The 16,936-nt window shown below is 33.8% G+C and carries 16 protein-coding genes; 1 reads left to right on the forward strand and 15 read right to left on the reverse strand.

The window, feature by feature from the left end:
• Window positions 1-45: 45 nt before the first annotated feature.
• The 15 genes from RQM59_RS01935 to rnpA are packed head-to-tail and all read right to left on the reverse strand — an operon-like array spanning window position 46 to window position 15,649.
• On the reverse strand, window positions 46-1,458 hold the full coding sequence (locus RQM59_RS01935) for a capsular polysaccharide export protein, LipB/KpsS family (RefSeq protein WP_349240370.1): 1,413 nt from the start codon (window positions 1,456-1,458) through the stop codon (window positions 46-48).
• Window positions 1,445-2,677 carry a lipopolysaccharide biosynthesis protein gene (locus RQM59_RS01940; RefSeq protein ID WP_349240371.1) on the reverse strand — a complete coding sequence of 411 codons (1,233 nt, stop codon included), beginning with the start codon at window positions 2,675-2,677 and terminating at the stop codon, window positions 1,445-1,447. The genes RQM59_RS01935 and RQM59_RS01940 overlap by 14 nt, the downstream gene beginning before the upstream one ends.
• Window positions 2,678-3,724, reverse strand: coding sequence for a pseudaminic acid synthase (gene pseI / locus RQM59_RS01945; RefSeq protein ID WP_349240372.1), 1,047 nt, complete (start codon window positions 3,722-3,724; stop codon window positions 2,678-2,680).
• The gene (locus RQM59_RS01950) at window positions 3,714-4,589 is read right to left on the reverse strand and encodes a methionyl-tRNA formyltransferase (RefSeq protein WP_349240373.1); all 876 of its coding nucleotides are present in this window, start codon (window positions 4,587-4,589) and stop codon (window positions 3,714-3,716) included. Before RQM59_RS01950 ends, pseI begins: the two co-directional genes overlap by 11 nt.
• Window positions 4,583-5,596, reverse strand: a complete 1,014-nt coding sequence (gene pseG / locus RQM59_RS01955; protein ID WP_349240374.1) for a UDP-2,4-diacetamido-2,4,6-trideoxy-beta-L-altropyranose hydrolase — start codon at window positions 5,594-5,596, stop codon at window positions 4,583-4,585. The genes RQM59_RS01950 and pseG overlap by 7 nt, the downstream gene beginning before the upstream one ends.
• The gene (gene pseF / locus RQM59_RS01960; RefSeq protein ID WP_349240375.1) at window positions 5,574-6,278 is read right to left on the reverse strand and encodes a pseudaminic acid cytidylyltransferase; all 705 of its coding nucleotides are present in this window, start codon (window positions 6,276-6,278) and stop codon (window positions 5,574-5,576) included. The genes pseG and pseF overlap by 23 nt, the downstream gene beginning before the upstream one ends.
• Window positions 6,271-7,419, reverse strand: coding sequence for a UDP-4-amino-4,6-dideoxy-N-acetyl-beta-L-altrosamine transaminase (gene pseC / locus RQM59_RS01965; RefSeq protein WP_349240376.1), 1,149 nt, complete (start codon window positions 7,417-7,419; stop codon window positions 6,271-6,273). The genes pseF and pseC overlap by 8 nt, the downstream gene beginning before the upstream one ends.
• The gene (gene pseB, locus RQM59_RS01970) at window positions 7,416-8,432 is read right to left on the reverse strand and encodes a UDP-N-acetylglucosamine 4,6-dehydratase (inverting) (protein WP_349240377.1); all 1,017 of its coding nucleotides are present in this window, start codon (window positions 8,430-8,432) and stop codon (window positions 7,416-7,418) included. The genes pseC and pseB overlap by 4 nt, the downstream gene beginning before the upstream one ends.
• 10 nt (window positions 8,433-8,442) lie before the next feature.
• Window positions 8,443-8,985, reverse strand: coding sequence for a dTDP-4-dehydrorhamnose 3,5-epimerase (gene rfbC / locus RQM59_RS01975; RefSeq protein WP_349240378.1), 543 nt, complete (start codon window positions 8,983-8,985; stop codon window positions 8,443-8,445).
• On the reverse strand, window positions 8,985-9,839 hold the full coding sequence (gene rfbA / locus RQM59_RS01980; protein WP_349240379.1) for a glucose-1-phosphate thymidylyltransferase RfbA: 855 nt from the start codon (window positions 9,837-9,839) through the stop codon (window positions 8,985-8,987). Before rfbA ends, rfbC begins: the two co-directional genes overlap by 1 nt.
• A 3-nt stretch (window positions 9,840-9,842) precedes the next feature.
• A complete protein-coding gene (gene rfbB / locus RQM59_RS01985; RefSeq protein WP_349240380.1) occupies window positions 9,843-10,850 on the reverse strand; it encodes a dTDP-glucose 4,6-dehydratase in 1,008 nt (335 codons plus the stop codon).
• 4 nt (window positions 10,851-10,854) lie between these two features.
• Window positions 10,855-11,892: a hypothetical protein gene (locus tag RQM59_RS01990; RefSeq protein WP_349240381.1), complete on the reverse strand. Its 1,038-nt coding sequence runs from the start codon at window positions 11,890-11,892 to the stop codon at window positions 10,855-10,857.
• Between the two features lie 28 nt (window positions 11,893-11,920).
• Window positions 11,921-13,600, reverse strand: coding sequence for a DUF6909 family protein (locus RQM59_RS01995; RefSeq protein ID WP_349240382.1), 1,680 nt, complete (start codon window positions 13,598-13,600; stop codon window positions 11,921-11,923).
• 40 nt (window positions 13,601-13,640) lie between these two features.
• Window positions 13,641-15,272 (reverse strand): S41 family peptidase, encoded by a 1,632-nt coding sequence (locus RQM59_RS02000; protein WP_349240383.1) that lies wholly within the window; start codon window positions 15,270-15,272, stop codon window positions 13,641-13,643.
• Window positions 15,269-15,649, reverse strand: a complete 381-nt coding sequence (gene rnpA / locus RQM59_RS02005) for a ribonuclease P protein component (RefSeq protein WP_349240384.1) — start codon at window positions 15,647-15,649, stop codon at window positions 15,269-15,271. Before rnpA ends, RQM59_RS02000 begins: the two co-directional genes overlap by 4 nt.
• Window positions 15,650-15,727: 78 nt before the next feature.
• Here rnpA and RQM59_RS02010 point away from each other — a divergent pair, with 78 nt between their 5' ends.
• Window positions 15,728-16,906, forward strand: a complete 1,179-nt coding sequence (locus RQM59_RS02010; protein ID WP_349240385.1) for an acyl-CoA dehydrogenase family protein — start codon at window positions 15,728-15,730, stop codon at window positions 16,904-16,906.
• Window positions 16,907-16,936 lie beyond the last annotated feature (30 nt).

Genomic DNA, 16,936 nt, shown 5'->3' on the forward strand with positions numbered 1-16,936 from the left:
AGTAGATAATTAAAAGTAATATATGCTAAAAAAGCAACTATCATATTAAGAAATCAATGATTCTAAACATTTAGAAAATTCTTTTATGTTGGTAGGAGTAAGCACTTTTGCCTTCGTATCCATTTTTGCGACATTAAATTCAAAAGGGTATGATTTTTTTAACAACGCATCTATATAAAAAGCCAATTTCTCATTATAATTTTCGAAGGTAGTATCCAAAGAAAAGCCTTCATTATTTACTTCATTCAATACTTTTTCCAGCTCTTTAAATGAATCTACTTTAAACGTCAAACCTGAATCATTGTAAAAAACATCTCCCAATAACACTGTAGGTTTTTTAATCATTAACGATTCTAACCCTACTGTACTGGATAGGTTAATTGTACCTAAAGAATTATGTATTAGTTCGAACATATTTTCACGATAAGATATCACCTTTATATTTGGGTGTCTTTTTAATTCTTTATAAAACTTTAATGAATGTTGCCCCAATGCACTTTTGTGTTCTTTTACATATAAATACGTATCTGGTGGAATTAACTTGCTGATATTTACTATACAGTCTTTTTGATTTACATAAAAAGGAGCTAATATTAACGTACTGGCCTCTGGCTGCATATGCAAGGGAAATAAAAAATATTTGTCTTCTTTTTTTACTTGATCGAAAACTCTTTTGTGTGAAAAATCTATTCTTTTAGCATTAAAAATCTTCTTTATCTTAAAACTACTCAATTCAAATGGATTCCTTGAAAATAGGTCAAATCGATGTTTATTAGAAAAGTAATACCTCTTAAACCTAATGAAAAACTCTTTTATAAAAACAAACTCAAGTTTAGACGAGTTGATCGCATTTTTCATATAACCAGGCTGAGTAGGTCTTGTTAAAAAATGATTTATAGGCTCGTACATCTCATCTTTAATTTTTCCCAGCGTAAATCCTTTATACCAATCGCGAACTTCGTTAAACGTGTTCTTTTGGTCTAAAGAAATAGCAGTTCTGTTCCTAAATCGTATTCCATAAAAGGAAACATGTCTTACATTGAACTTCTTGCTAACTTGAAATGAGATCAAATTATAGGTATATGCTATTCCGGTAGTAAAATAATGGGTTACATTTTTACTAAAAAGATCTTCAAAAAACAAATATGTGTAGACTAGCATCTTCTTTTGAAAAAACCTATCCTTTTGAATTAAATATCTATCTGATGCGTACATATTAAAATTATCATACTCATTAGATATTCGTTTTAATTCTTCATCTAAATTAACATCTTCCTTTTCTAGTTTATCAAAAAAATGAAGTCTATTTCTACATGACAGTCCTTCTACCTCTTTTTTCCATCTATTCCCTTCAGTAATGAAAACAAAGTCATTCGGCTTATTTTTAAATCTCGGCAACTCTTTTATTGCTGCAACAAACAAAGGCGCTTCATCATTAATTAAATCAAATACTATCATAAATCTTTCGTTTGCTATAAGCTAATTTAAGTATAAACATTACAAAAAACGATATCATTGTTGCGATAGATGCTCCAAAAATACCTTTATCCGGTATCAGAAATAGATTTAGAGTCACATTTGTCACCATAGCAATCAGTGATATTTTTAACAATAATACGTCTTTCTTTTTTATATATAGATCGTAATGATACACATATGACCATAAAAGAAAAAACACACCTAACAAAAGAAGGTTATAGGTTTCTAAATATTCCAAAAAAGACGGTTTTTCTAAAAATTCAAATATAAATGGTGCTATCAGCCAGCTCATCAAAATAAGTAGTGCCGCGGCGCACAGTACATACGTGATGAACTTTTTGTACAGTTTTTTGTATTCCTCTTTAACGGAAAACAGTTTAATCAATCTTGGGTACATAACCATTATAATAGCGCTAAACACAAATACATCTATAGCATTTATAAATTGAGAATACATGGAATACACACCTACCATTTTTTTCCCATGATAAAAATCAATCATATATCGATCTGAAAACTGAATTATTAAAAAAGACATAGAGCTTATAAAAAAAATCCCTGAGTTTTTAGCCCCCATTATAATCAAGCTGTAATTCGGTTTATAAAACTTAAATGCTTTAATTGCTATTGTTCTTTTAAGATATATAACGGATAGTAGCATCGATCCCCACGAAAAAATTGCCCACATTATTATATACCTAGTTAGGTCTATTTCGTTTTTAAGAATAAAATAATCAAATAAGGCAACCCAAACCCACAGTCCTGATTTAATAAAAAAGAGCATGTTTGCTATAGCCGATTTTTCTAATGTTGTAAATAATCTAAACAACTCTTGTCCTAAATGCTCTGAAAAAATCAACAACAGAAAAATCCAAAAATACTTGAATCCTACAAAATCAAAGCCAAAAATTACAGCTAAAGCAATAGGAAGCAATAAAACATAAAGCAATAGATGAAAATAGAATTGGTTCCTAACGTTAGAAATAACATTTTTAGATTTTATAATCTCTCTGGTATTATAAACATAATAATCGAACCCTATCAAATATATTATAAGAGAGATTGAAGTTGTAATTATACCGAATTCTCCCAAGTCATATTCGTCTATAGAGTACTTTCCTAAAAAGAAAACAAAAGCGAACTTTGAGATTAAAGTGAGCCCTCTGAATATTATATTCAATATACTTTTAGAAATCATCTAAGATTGATCAATCATGTTAAGAGATAAAGGGTCTCCCCTTTCTACATCTTTTGTAAACTTTTTACCCAATACCTCTTTATAATGTTTGGGATGCAATCCATATCCAGGTCTTATAGATCTAATATGGTCTTCAGTAATAGTTTCCCCCTTTTTTCCATCTTTAACAACAAACAAGGATCGAGCAAATTTTTTATTCTTTTGAACCTTTTCTGATAATTCATAAGACACTTTTCCTAATAACTTTTCCGCATCTCTTACTTTGGATACCATTTCTTTAAACTCGCCTTCATCTAAAGAGAAGTCTGCGTCGGCGCTTTCTATTGATTTATTAAGGATAAAATGTTTTTCAATAATTTTAGCCCCCAAACTCACAGCAATTGACGGGGCTAACCACCCATATGTATGATCACTAAAACCTACTTCTGTTTGAAACCGCTCTTTAAGGTCTTCAATCGTCTTGAGGTTTGCAAGTTCTAATGGTGCAGGGTAAGAAGATGTACATTTTAAAAGTGTAATATCATTGTTTCCTGTATTTCTGCACGTCTGAACTGCCAGTGCTATGTCTTCTTCTTTGGCAATCCCAGTGGAAATTATAATGGGTTTTCCTTTAGACGCTGTATATTCTATTAAAGGAATATCTTGAATCTCAAAAGAAGCTATTTTATAGGCAGGAACATTTAGCGATTCTAAAAAATCTACCGCCGAAAAATCAAATGGAGAAGAGAAGCAAATTAATCCTTCGTCTTTGGCTACATCAAAAAGTTTTTGATGCCATTCCCAAGGAGTATAAGCCTCTTCATATAATTCGTAAAGTGTCTTACCGTCCCATAACGTTCCTTTATCTATCTTAAAATGGTCCTTATCGCTATCAATTGTCAGCGTATCAGCTGTATATGTTTGAAGTTTTATTGCATCTGCCCCAGCTCTTTTCGCAGCCTTGATAGTTTCTATGGCAATATCAATATCACCTCCGTGATTTGCTGATAATTCTGCTATTATAAAACAAGGATATCCTTCACCAATATTTCTATTTTCAATTTTCATTGTCAAACTTATTTCCAATATCGAAAGTAATACTTTTTGTTCGCATACTTTCTATTAATACTCCGCCATCCATTGTTTTTACAATCAATTTTGGAAAGGTTTCAACAATCTGACCATTTTCTAGATCGTCAGAAAATGTTCTACGATCCAAAAGGACTTTATCAATAATTATTTTCTGGTCTTTATAAAAAGTAAATGCTCCTGGGTAAGGATACGCTTGTGCTCGCACCCAATTACGAATTCTCTCCGATTTCCAGTTCCAGTTTATTTGGCCATCATTAGGAGTTCTTTTACCAAAATAGGTCGCCTTTTTTTCATCTTGTTTTCTTGTATTAAGTTGATGATGTTGGATACTTTCTAACACTTTGGTAATAATGGGGAAATAGGCCTGAGTGTACTTTTCTAGCATTCTTCCTCCTGTATCCTCTTTTTCTATAGGTATTTCAATCTGTTCTATAATATTTCCGGTATCGCAACCTGAATCTATTATATGAGCTGTAATTCCAGCTTTACTTTCTCCGTTGATAATTGCCCAAACATGTGGAGTTCTTCCTCTATATTTTGGCAATAAAGATCCATGAATGTTAAAAGCTAATCTTGTAGGGTGATTTATAATGTCCTGTTCTATTAAAAACAAATAGTTTACAGAGATCAACACGTCAATGGCAAATTCTTTGATAAACGCATATCCTTTATTTTTTCTAGGATTTCCGATAAAATGTGGGATTTTTCTCTTTTTAGAATAGGCTATAATTCCCTCAGAATTCTTGTCAGTTAGCACACATAGAACATCATAGTTCCGTTCAATTTTTTCTACAATTTCTAGCCCTAGATTTCCGCTACATAAAACTCCTATCTTCAACATAACCCTTCAATTAATTCTAAATACCTTTCCTTTATTTTACTATCAAATAATTTGTTTTGCGCTACCATTAGATCTTCAAAATTAGACTTACCAATGATCGAGGTCAAAGCAATCTTAAAATCTTCAGTCGAAAAATCTTTAATATTTCCTAGCCCGAAAATTGCCTTCTCTTTTAAAAATCCATTATAAATCCGTTCTTGGTTGTCTACAAAATACCCTGATAAAATAGGCATCTTTGCACAACACAGCTCATACAAAATCGTACTCGATGGGACTATGGCGACATTCGAATTTAGCATAACCTTGGCCATCTCGGCTTCTGATAGATTTCTATGAATACACACTTCTTTCTTATATCCTTTTTTAGAAGCGTACATATTACTATGTTCATATGCTCCTCCTAATACGACATGAATCGTCTTAATATTTTCAACATTAAGACTCGCTTCGAGGGCTTTTGCCGTTAAATTATATGGATCTGCTCCTCCAAAACAAATGAAAACAGTATCTATCTTAGAAATAATTCTTGTGGTTTCTGCTAGTTGGAGAAATGTTGGACGTAACAAGGCATAATCGGGCCCTAATGCAAGTTTAGTTGTACTTTGTTTTTTATAGTTTTCAGGAGTAAGCCCTGGAGAGTGGTTCACCACAACGTCTGCAAACATGCGAATTTGCGCCAAATCATCTATATACATTACTGAAAATCCTTCCTCCTTTCCCGTTTGCTGATATGCTGAAGTAAATTGGTAACCATCTGCAATGATTATACAATTTTTTGAGGAAAAATTTTCCTTTAGCCATTGAATTTCTTCTTCAATTGAAATCGAATTTGGAACTAAAAAGGTTGAAATTGTTTTCGGGAAAACAGACAGTGCGCTATTTTCTTTTGTAATAAAAACGAAATCGTACTTTCCTCGGACAATTTCTACCAAACTAAAAAGTCTGTATAAATGACCAAGTCCTGAGCTAGCATTTCCATCAGCTCTAAATAGTATTGTTTTTTTCATTGATCATTAGTTTGTACTTGAGCTCTGCTAATTTCCAATCAGTTTCAGAGTCTATATCCTGAGCTTCCAACTCAGAAATCACAATGCCTCCTGAATTTTTCATAAACAGTTTTTTCTCATTTAAAAATGTCGATACTTTTAACCAATAAAACTGTCCAGCGTCATGATATCTAGTATCAAGATCTTGAGAACGGGAGTTCATATGTTCTTCCCATACCATGTGAATTTTGTCGTCAACTTTTTTCAATGAGCGCTGGATGGGAAATGAAAATTCCATTATCGGGAAAATACTATCAAAATTATCCGTGTGTAATTTTTCATAGGATCTTTCGAGTAAAGTAGCAGATACAAAAGGTGCCGTTGGTAAAATACAACAGACACTTTCGAAAGAAAGTCCTTCTTTTTCATATGTTAGTAATACCTCTTCAACAACATCTGCAAGTACCGCAACATCATCAGCATTTTTTGCGCTTCTTTGAAAGGGCACTTTCGCTCCATGAGCCCTTGCGATACTAGCAATTTCATCATCATCGGTAGACACCATTACTTCATCGAACAAATTACTCTTTAGTGCTGCTTCGATTGAATACACTATTATTGGCTTGTTTAGAAAAGATCGAATGTTTTTTCTTAGTATTCTCTTACTTCCTCCTCTTGCTGGTATAATTGCTAATTTAGTCACGAATGAAAGATACTACTTTTTCTATAACAAATTCCTGTTCTTGATCAGTAAGACTTGGATACATTGGTAAACTAATACACCTAGAATAATACTTCTCCGAAGCAGATAAGTCAGCTTCAAAATACCCTATTTTTTTATAATATGGCAATGTATGTATTGGAATGTAGTGTATCTGTGCAAAGATTTTATTTTCTCTTAAGAAATCATATAATCTTTTTCTATTTTCAACCTCAATTACAAATAAATGATGAGCATTAAAGCTTCCTTTGGGTAAACTTTGATACGCTATTAGATCTTTAAATGCTTCCTTATACCTATTGGCTATCTGGTTTCTTCTTTCTAATCCTTGATCATTTTTTGCGAGTTGTGTAATTCCTAAAGCACTTTGGAAGTCAGTTAATCTATAATTAAATCCAAGTTGTTGCATTTCATAAAACCAGCCACCATCATTTTTTGACATATTCTCCTTAGTGATTCCATGTGTTCTTAGTAGCGTTAGCTTGTTGTACAATTCTTCCGAGTTCGTGGTTAGCATCCCTCCTTCTCCGCAAGCAATATGTTTTACTGGGTGAAATGAAAATACACTTATCTCTGCAAAATTGCCATTTCCACATTTTTGAATTACCCCTTTACCGTCTGTAAAATAGCCTCCGGGAGCATGACAAGCATCCTCGACAATCCACAGATCATGTTCATCTGCTAATTTTCGAAACTCCTCAAGGTTAACTGGCAATCCAGCAAAATCAACTGGTATAATCCCCTTAAAAAAACCTTTGGGCTTACTTTCAATTAATTCTCTAACACTTTCAACAGACAATACATACGTATTCTTATCAATATCTGCGAACCACACTTCTCCTTGCGCATATCTTACACAATTTGCAGACGCTGCAAATGTAATGGGCGTAGTAATTACCCGTTCTCCTTCTTTTAAATCCAGTGCTAAAACGGCTATATGCAAACCTGCTGTGGCATTACTTACAGCCACTGCATATTTTGCTCCTACGTAATCAGCAAATTTTGTTTCAAACTCCTTTACCTTAGGGCCCTGAGTAAGAAAGTCTGCAGTAAGCGTTTGTGTTACTGCATCAATATCTTTTTGATCTATATGTTGTCTGCCATATGGAATTGGTTTCATCATAAAGAAAAATTAGCATCAACATGTTTTTTAATGAGCGCTCTTAAACTTTCTATAGTTTCCCACTCTTCATTTTCGCTGGAATTATAGCTAAACCCTTCGTCAACCTTTTTAGCATTGAATGTAGACATAAACTCATTAACATCAAATACTGGTTTGGTCGGAATGATAGCATAGTACTTTCCAAGATCATAGGTGTTTAATGAATCAGACGAGGTAATCATTTCTTCGTGTAATTTTTCTCCCGGCCTAATCCCTACAATTTTCTGTTCACACTCCGGAGCAATAGCGGTGGCCACATCAGTAATCTTGTAAGACGGTATCTTTGGGACAAATATCTCCCCTCCAAAGGCATTTTCAATAGCGTTAAAAACCATTTCACAGCCGTCTTCCAGGCTAATATTAAAACGTGTCATGTCTTTGTGTGTAATAGGCAATATTCCCTCTTCTTTCTTTTTCAAGAAAAAAGGCATTACCGAGCCATTGGAGCCCATTACATTTCCATAACGTACAACCGAAAACTTAATATCTCTTTTTCCTTTGATATTATTTGCTGCAACGAATAACTTATCGGAGGCTAATTTTGTTGCTCCGTAAAGATTGATCGGAGCAGCGGCTTTATCTGTCGAAAGAGCCACCACACTCCTTACTCCCGTGCTGAACGCCGCTTCAATAACATTCTCAGCTCCGAGTATATTTGTTTTTACGCATTCCATTGGGTTATACTCTGCAATGTGAACATGTTTCATTGCTGCCGCATGAATTACAATATCTATGCCTTCCAAAGCACGTATTAGTCTTTTCCTGTCTCTAACATCTCCAATAAAATAGCGAATATTCTTATAGGTGTCTTCTGGGAAGTCCATAGACATTTGGTAGTGTTTTTGCTCATCTCTAGAGAAAATAACTAAACGCTTTACATTTGGATATCTCTCAAAAATAAGCTTGGTAAACATTTTTCCAAATGAACCTGTACCTCCAGTAATTAATATTGATTTCCCGTTTAAATCTAACATAGTTCAATTTTTATATAAGTTCTTTCAAACTTTTTAATTCTTTATCTTTATCCGAAAGTAGCACTTCATTTTCATTTAACCTCCAATCAATATTTAAACTAGGGTCGTTGAATATTATCCCGCTTTCAGACTCTTTGTTATAATAATTGTCGCACTTGTATGCAAAGATAGTATCGTTTTCAAGAACGGAAAAACCATGAGCAAATCCTCTCGGAACAAATAGTTGCTTATTGTTCTCTCCTGATAATTCAATAGAGAAAGCCTGTCCAAATGTATTTGATTCGGGTCTTATATCCACGGCAACATCTAATACTTTTCCTTTGATTACTCGAACCAATTTTGCTTGTGCATAATTCCCTTGCTGAAAGTGTAATCCTCTTAATACACCTCGTTGTGAAAAAGATTGGTTATCCTGAACAAAGACCAAGTTTAAGCCAGTAAGCTCTTGAAATTTTTGCGCATTAAAGCTTTCGAAAAAATTACCTCTGTCGTCGCCAAATACAGTTGGTTCAATAATGAAACATCCTTCTAAATGTGTTTCTGTCAATTTCATTATAAATCTAATAGATTTTTACCATAACCGCTTTTAAGCAAAGGTTGTGCTAATGCAATTAATTCATCTTTACTAATAAATCCACTTCGAAATGCAGCCACTTCTATAGATCCCACCTTTAATCCTTGCCTTTCCTCGATCACTTGCACAAAATTAGATGCTTGCATTAAAGAATGAAACGTTCCTGTGTCTAACCAGGCGGTACCTCTGTCAAGAATACTAACCTTTAAGTCACCTCTTTTCAGATATTCTTTGTTAATATCTGTAATCTCCAACTCACCTCTATTACTTGGTGCAATATTTTTTGCTATTTCCACTACGGAATTATCATAAAAGTAAATTCCAGGAACAGCGAAGTTTGACTTAGGGCTTTCTGGCTTTTCCTCTATGGAAATCGCCTTTCCTTCTTCGTCAAAATCAACTACTCCATATCTTTCTGGATCTTGTACATGATATGCATAAATAATTCCTCCTTCAGGATCATTATTCGCTTTCAAAAGATCTGCTAGCCCTGTACCATAAAAAATATTGTCTCCTAAGATCAAGGCGACTTTATCACTTCCTATAAATTTTTCTCCTATAACAAAAGCTTCAGCTAACCCATTCGGGTGCTCTTGTACAGCATATTCAAACGTGCATCCTATTTGAGTGCCATTTCCTAGTAATTTTTTAAACAATGGAAGATCTTGAGGTGTAGAAATAATTAATATTTCATTAATACCAGCCGAAATGAGTGTAGAAATCGGGTAATAGATCATAGGTTTATCGTATACAGGCATTAATTGCTTACTTACTGATAGTGTAAGTGGATGCAACCTCGTCCCTGACCCTCCTGCTAAAACTATTCCTTTCATCAATTACTCATATTTATTAAGATACCACGTAATGGTTTTCTGTATTCCTGATTCAAAATTTTCTTCGGCCTCCCACCCTAAATCTTTTTCAATTTTCGTAGCGTCTATAGCATATCTAAAATCATGGCCTGGGCGATCTTTTACAAAATCAATTTGCTCTTTGTACGAGGTCGATTTTGGCTTCATTTCATCTAACAATTCACAAATTGTATGAGCAATATATAAATTCTTTCTTTCATTTCTTCCTCCGATATTATACGTTTCTCCACTTATACCCTTTTCATAGACTAGTTCAATTCCTTTGCAATGGTCTAATACATATAGCCAGTCTCTAATGTTCTGACCATCACCATAGATGGGTATAGCTTCTCCAGCAATCGCTTTTCTAATAATGGTTGGAATCAATTTTTCATCATGCTGCTTTGGGCCGTAATTGTTTGAACAATTAGTTGTAACTACTTGCATTCCGTATGTATGGAAATAACTTCTTACAAAAAAATCTGAAGAAGCTTTCGATGCGCTATATGGACTATTCGGGGCATATGGTGTGTTTTCCGTAAACAAACCTTCTTCTCCTAACGTACCATATACTTCGTCTGTGGATATATGATGAAATCTTGCTTCTATAAACTCTTTCTTATACAAGCTAGGACCATCCATCCAATGCTTTTTAGCCACATCTAATAAATTAAATGTTCCAAAAACATTCGTTCTTACAAATGCATCAGGGTTTTTAATCGAATTATCAACGTGAGATTCTGCTGCAAAATGAATAACCCCCTTAAAATTGTAAGTTAAAAATAGCTCTTCCAACAAACCCCTATCGCAAATATCCCCTTTAACAAACTTATATCTATCGTGGTTTTCTATCTCTTTTAAGTTTTGAAGATCTCCAGCGTAGGTGAGTGCATCAATATTTACAATTTCTACATCTGTATTATTCTCTAAATAATAAGGAATAAAATTAGCGCCAATAAATCCGGCTCCACCTGTAACTAAGATTGTGCGCATCAAGCTACTTTTTATAATTATTTAAAAAGCCATTTAATTCTTTCAACAATAGAACCAGAATTGTTCCTAAAATTCCAATAGCGCCAAGTACCAGCATCTTGTTCTTCAAAAGTCCTTGCTCTTTCGAGCCGATTTTTTGAAAACTAGAAATAACATTTACTATTTCGGTTTTATGCGCTTTATCTTCATTAATTTTAGATAAGTTAGAGTTTAAATTTCTACTTATTGAGAAGAGTTGAATTTCATTATTTTGATTTCCTCTACTTCCCATATCTATAGAAGTCCCCTGAGTAGGTTTTTTGGCCTCATCTAGAAGTGCTTTCATATACACCTTTCTCAAAGTATCAGCGTCTTTTAAGTTTTTCTGATAAAGATTATAACTTCTATCAAGATTAGTGTTCTCTGACTCCTTTAACTTTTTGAAGTATTCATTGTTTATAATTGAAGATAAAATGGCAGCATCAAACTTGGTAAAGATTTTATTTTGAGTAGATCTTACCTTTATTTCATGGACTTTATAATCATGATTAGTAAAAGCTTCTTTAAATTCAGTTATCTTATAGTTCCTAAGTGAAATAGTATCTACTGAAGCGAGCAACTCATTATAACCGCTAACAATGTCATTTTCATTTTTAATAGGTTTTATCGAAAACCCTCGCAATGATCTTGCTTCTTCGTCGCTTATGTTAAATGTTCCTGTAAGCAATTCGTACTCCTCTTGACCCACTAGGTCATTGTAAAATTTTATATTACTATATAGTTGTTTCGTGCTGTTAAAGTTCGGTTTTACCAACATCTTTGACTCATAAATAATTGTTTTACTACTATCTAGAAAATACCCGACAGCTCCTAAGACGACTCCCGAAATTATTATTATAATTGCGTGTTTTCTAAAGAAAAGTAATACTATAATAAGGAAATGAAATATTCCTTTGAATATGCTTACGACAAAATTTAAAAACCTTGAAAATCCTTTTCCTATTACCTGGAACAAAGATCCTAAATCTACTTCCTCTTCGCTATTATGTTGTTTTGTTGACATACTGATTGGTTAATTTTACTATATAACTCTAAAAAATCTGTTCTAGTATCTTGTGCGTAATCGCATATGTTGGTGTAACTCCAGACATCCCTAAACCTCCAGAGGCTAATGTTGCGCCTGTTTCTAAAGGGTTATCCGATGCGTAATACGCGTATCTTACTTTTACATTTTCTGATATATTCCCTCTAATTTTAGAGGCAGACTGAATTGCTTTTTGATAATGTGCTCCTTCCATCTCTAAACCGATAACATTCCAAGTAGAATCGTGGAAAAACTTTAAGATATCTTTATTTTGTAAAGAAGTTCCTAAAACAGTTACCATCGCTCCATCAAAAGACTGAACTCCAAAACCTTCTAAATCTTCCTTGGATAATTCATTTTTAAACGGATAGTTATCTGCTGTTCCTTCAAAGATATGCGAAGAAGGAATCATAATATCTCCTTTGCCTCCTTCTAAAATTCCTGCTTTACCCATAATAGAAACAGATTCAACATCTAAATGTACGGTCTCTGCTTCTGTCTTATACGGTTTTAACAGTTCATCCATGGTTTCATAAGCTTGCTCACCGAATGCATAATCCATAACAATAATTACAGCATCTTGCTCGATGGAATGCACTTTATTGTATTCTGAAGTATCAAAATTGATTTTACTTGTATCTATTATCTGAACATTAATATTCGTTCCTGAAGTGTCTTTTAAATAGATCAATCCATTTTCTGAAGCGTAATTTTTTACCGCTTTTTGCAAGGGTTGACTTTGTTCATTACTTAGTAACTCGAACAATGAAAAGCCTTGATGTTCCTTAGCTTCATTTGGAAGTGCTCCTTTCGCGTAAATAGAATTCAATACACTGTGCATATTAGCACTGATGATATGAACAGGCTTATCCAGCAGATTATGCTCTAAAAGTGTCTTCTTTATATTATTGGCCCAAATTTCTCCATAAATATGATGGCCAATTTGCTCGTTCAATACAGAACTGAAAGTTACCACCCTCTTTTTAATATGACAAACCTCATTGATAGCCAGTTTCCCTAACCAATATATTAATTGAAAGAATCGATCTGGATTATCTTTACTTGAAAAAGTTTGATGAATATCGCATACCTCATTGTATGTTCTTCCTAATATGCTCCCCAAATGAACAGTAGCAATTTCTCTTTCTTTCTGAGTTAGTTCTTTGTTATATAAAACAATTTCTTCTAAATTTTGCCACTCTCGAATACAATCTCCTCGATCATTTATAAGAACTTTGTCTTTTATTTTATGAGATTCAATAAATAAAAAGGTGATATGTGTTAGTATATCGTAGATCTCAGACCTTCCTCTTGTGATCTCAATATTCATTTGATCTTTATCTATTCGGTAACAATTACGTCTTCTTTTAGGCGGAATGATCGGTTTAAAATGAGAAGTGGCATACCCTTCATCAGCTGTCAAATTAATAAACTGACATTCTTCTATTCCTTCCGGCAATCTCTCAATAACATAAATCAATCCGTTCAATTCAACTTTATCTTCCGCTATGGAACCATATATTTCCGGTCTTAAGAGTAACAAGGACTTGCGTAATGCTTCTCCTGAGACTCCCATTGGTTTATAGAAACCTCGGCTAAATAAGTGACGCATAGAAATATATAATCTTTCTATTGCATTAGTAGATTCCTGAGCTCTTGTTCTTTCTTTATATTTGTTTTGTGCCATATAGTATTTTTCGGCGCTAAGATACTAATTTCGTCTTGAGTTATTTTTTAACTAGGATATTATTGTACTTATCAATATCCTTTAAAAGCCGCGTTGCCTCTATAATAGCAATATCATTTTTCAATTTGTTTTGATAAACTCCTTCTTCATAATAATATCTAGAGACTACTTCTTCTTGTAGCAGCACCTTTAGGATATCTTCATTTATAGAAATCTTGTTGATCTTATCCTTCTTTAATTTTTGCTGTATTTTTTTATACTCTTGACTTACCATTTTTACATCTTTAACGGTTTTCATGGCTTCTTTAAACGATTTTTCCTGCTTGGTTACGAATGTGGTATCTTTCAATAAATACTGCTCGAAACTCTTGAAATCTGCATCTGAAAAACGGAATTTCGTCACATCAGAAATTTCTTTGTTTTGATAAAAATAGTCTGTTGTAAAATTGAAAACCGCTCGAGATCTCAGTAATTTTTTTGTTTCGTCTGTCTTCTTAGATATCTTTAATGAAACATCTGGCATAACGCCTCCTCCATCATATACAGTTCTTCCGTTTTGAGTAGTAAATTTATTTACCCCTCCATCTGAAAATTTCGGAACCTTTCCATTCGTATCTCTATTCGCATAGTCTAGTTCTTGGATACATCTACCACTAGGTGTATAGTATTTAGAAATAGTCACTTTTAATTGGGTCCCATAATTCAAATTTCTATAGCGTTGCACCAATCCTTTTCCAAAAGAACGCTCCCCTAAGATCACTGCTCTATCATAATCTTGGAGTGCACCGCTTACTATTTCAGATGCCGAAGCGGAACTTCCATCTACTAATACAGTAATTGGCATATCTAGATCTAAAGGATTATTTGTTGCTCTATACGTGTTACTCCACTTTTTAACTTTGGCTTTTGTTGAGACAATAGTACTTCCTTTAGGTAAAAAGAAATTAGAAATATTGATCGCCTCTAAAAGCGACCCCCCTGGGTTACCTCTAAGATCAAAAACCAGCTTTTTCATTCCTTTTTTCTTAAGAGCTTTAAATGCCTTCTTTACTTCCGCAGATGCTTTATTACTAAATCTTGTTAATACGATATAACCCGTCTCCTCATCTATCAAATCGTAAAAAGCAACTGGATTCACCGACACTTTTTCTCTGGTCAATGTTGTCGTAAAAGTCTTCCCCTCCCGTGATATTTCAACACTAACAGAACTATTTGGTGTTCCTTTTAAAAACTCTGAGAGCTGTTCTCTTTCCATATTCTGCAAAGGCTCTCCATCTACTTTTGTAATAATATCTCCAGCTTTCAATCCCGCTTTGTCCGCCGAATACCCTTTGTAGATTTCTGCTAGTGTAATCCCGGTTTTATCATAATACACAGCAACTCCGACACCTGCATACTCTCCTTCTCTTTTGATTTTTGCCTCTTCTACATCTTGTTCGTTATAGTAATTTGTATATGGGTCCAAATCTTTAAGCGTATTTTTAATGGCTTTATTGGTAAATTCAGCTGGATTAATCTCGTCTACATAATACATATTCAATTCTTTGAAAAGTGTATTATAAATCTCTATTTGTTTTGCAACTTCGAAAAAATCAGATCTAAAAGAAAATGAGATTCCGATGGATACTAGTAGAACAACTAATATCGAATATTTTTTTATGCTTTTTTTCATGTCTCGCTTTTTAACTCTTCAACAAATACATTTAATAGCTTGTGTATGTCTTTTTTAACATTCACAAACGTAGGTTCTTCCTTACCAATAAAGGTAATCATAAAAACAAAAGAATCGTTAACCCCTTCATAAACAATTTGTTTTTCCAGCCTATACGCTTCTCTTAATAATCTTTTAATTCTATTTCTATCTACTGCTTTCTTAAACCTTCTTTTAGGAACAGAAAATGCAGCTTGGACAGGAAAGTCTGATGTGTGAGGGGTTTTTAAGTAGACTAGTTTAAAAGGGTATACTTTTAAAGAAGACCCTTCTTCAAATAATCGCTCTATTAATTTTTTGCTTTTTAATCGCTCTGCTTTACCCAGCGTAAACTTCATACTTACAAACTTACTGAAAAGTAGTGCTTATTAATCATATTAATTATTATTTTTGACGAAAATTTATACCATAAATTAATGAAACCAGATTTATTTCAAGCTCCTGATTATTACCAAATAGATGAATTACTTACCGAAGAACACAAACTCGTAAGAGATGCTTCAAGAGAGTGGGTAAAAAGAGAAGTTTCTCCAATTATTGAAGATTATGCGCAAAAAGCAGAATTTCCAACACAAATTATTGGAGGTCTTGCAGAAATTGGTGCTTTTGGCCCTTACATCCCTGAAGAATATGGTGGTGCTGGATTAGATCAAATTTCATATGGTTTGATCATGCAAGAAATAGAACGTGGCGACTCTGGAGTCCGTTCTACTGCGTCCGTACAATCTTCTTTGGTAATGTATCCTATTTGGAAATATGGGAATGAAGAACAACGCAATAAATACTTGCCAAAATTAGCTAGTGGCGAGTGGATGGGTTGTTTCGGATTGACAGAACCAGATCACGGATCTAACCCAAGCGGAATGGTAACTAATTTTAAAGATATGGGCGACCATTACCTTTTGAATGGTGCTAAGATGTGGATCTCTAATGCTCCTTTTGCACAAGTGGCCGTGGTATGGGCAAAAAATGAAGAAGGTAGAATTCATGGCTTGATCGTAGAAAGAGGTATGGAAGGATTCTCTACACCTGAAACACATAATAAGTGGTCCTTAAGAGCTTCTGCTACGGGTGAGTTAATTTTTGATAATGTAAAGGTTCCTAAAGAGAATTTATTACCTAATAAATCAGGGTTAGGCGCTCCATTAGGTTGTTTAGATTCTGCAAGATATGGTATTGCCTGGGGAGCTATTGGTGCTGCCATGGATTGTTATGATACAGCATTACGCTATAGTAAAGAGCGCTTACAGTTTGGAAAACCTATTGGTCAATTCCAATTACAACAAAAGAAGTTAGCCGAAATGATCACGGAAATTACCAAGGCACAATTGCTAACTTGGCGTTTAGGTGTTTTACGAAATGAAGGTAGAGCTACCTCTGCACAGATTTCTATGGCCAAGAGAAATAATGTTGATATGGCTATCAATATCGCTCGTGAAGCAAGACAAATGCTAGGAGGTATGGGTATTACCGGTGAATATTCAATCATGCGTCATTCTATGAACCTTGAAAGTGTGATCACCTACGAAGGTACGCATGACATTCATCTACTCATTACGGGATTAGACGTTACTGGTTTAAACGCTTTTAAATAGTAGTTTACTTTTAAGCTTTTTTATCGCTAT

This window comes from Asprobacillus argus, assembly GCF_032248395.1.
Lineage (GTDB): Bacteria > Bacteroidota > Bacteroidia > Flavobacteriales > Flavobacteriaceae > Polaribacter > Polaribacter argus.

What these genes read in the sequence shown, in the direction of transcription:
- RQM59_RS01935 (WP_349240370.1), bottom strand. Translation starts at nt 1,458, where the DNA reads ATGATAGTATTTGATTTAATTAATGATGAAGCGCCTTTGTTTGTTGCA.
- RQM59_RS01940 (WP_349240371.1), bottom strand. Translation starts at nt 2,677, where the DNA reads ATGATTTCTAAAAGTATATTGAATATAATATTCAGAGGGCTCACTTTA.
- pseI (WP_349240372.1), bottom strand. Translation starts at nt 3,724, where the DNA reads ATGAAAATTGAAAATAGAAATATTGGTGAAGGATATCCTTGTTTTATA.
- RQM59_RS01950 (WP_349240373.1), bottom strand. Translation starts at nt 4,589, where the DNA reads ATGTTGAAGATAGGAGTTTTATGTAGCGGAAATCTAGGGCTAGAAATT.
- pseG (WP_349240374.1), bottom strand. Translation starts at nt 5,596, where the DNA reads ATGAAAAAAACAATACTATTTAGAGCTGATGGAAATGCTAGCTCAGGA.
- pseC (WP_349240376.1), bottom strand. Translation starts at nt 7,419, where the DNA reads ATGATGAAACCAATTCCATATGGCAGACAACATATAGATCAAAAAGAT.
- pseB (WP_349240377.1), bottom strand. Translation starts at nt 8,432, where the DNA reads ATGTTAGATTTAAACGGGAAATCAATATTAATTACTGGAGGTACAGGT.
- rfbC (WP_349240378.1), bottom strand. Translation starts at nt 8,985, where the DNA reads ATGAAATTGACAGAAACACATTTAGAAGGATGTTTCATTATTGAACCA.
- rfbA (WP_349240379.1), bottom strand. Translation starts at nt 9,839, where the DNA reads ATGAAAGGAATAGTTTTAGCAGGAGGGTCAGGGACGAGGTTGCATCCA.
- rfbB (WP_349240380.1), bottom strand. Translation starts at nt 10,850, where the DNA reads ATGCGCACAATCTTAGTTACAGGTGGAGCCGGATTTATTGGCGCTAAT.
- RQM59_RS01990 (WP_349240381.1), bottom strand. Translation starts at nt 11,892, where the DNA reads ATGTCAACAAAACAACATAATAGCGAAGAGGAAGTAGATTTAGGATCT.
- RQM59_RS01995 (WP_349240382.1), bottom strand. Translation starts at nt 13,600, where the DNA reads ATGGCACAAAACAAATATAAAGAAAGAACAAGAGCTCAGGAATCTACT.
- RQM59_RS02000 (WP_349240383.1), bottom strand. Translation starts at nt 15,272, where the DNA reads ATGAAAAAAAGCATAAAAAAATATTCGATATTAGTTGTTCTACTAGTA.
- rnpA (WP_349240384.1), bottom strand. Translation starts at nt 15,649, where the DNA reads ATGAAGTTTACGCTGGGTAAAGCAGAGCGATTAAAAAGCAAAAAATTA.
- RQM59_RS02010 (WP_349240385.1), top strand. Translation starts at nt 15,728, where the DNA reads ATGAAACCAGATTTATTTCAAGCTCCTGATTATTACCAAATAGATGAA.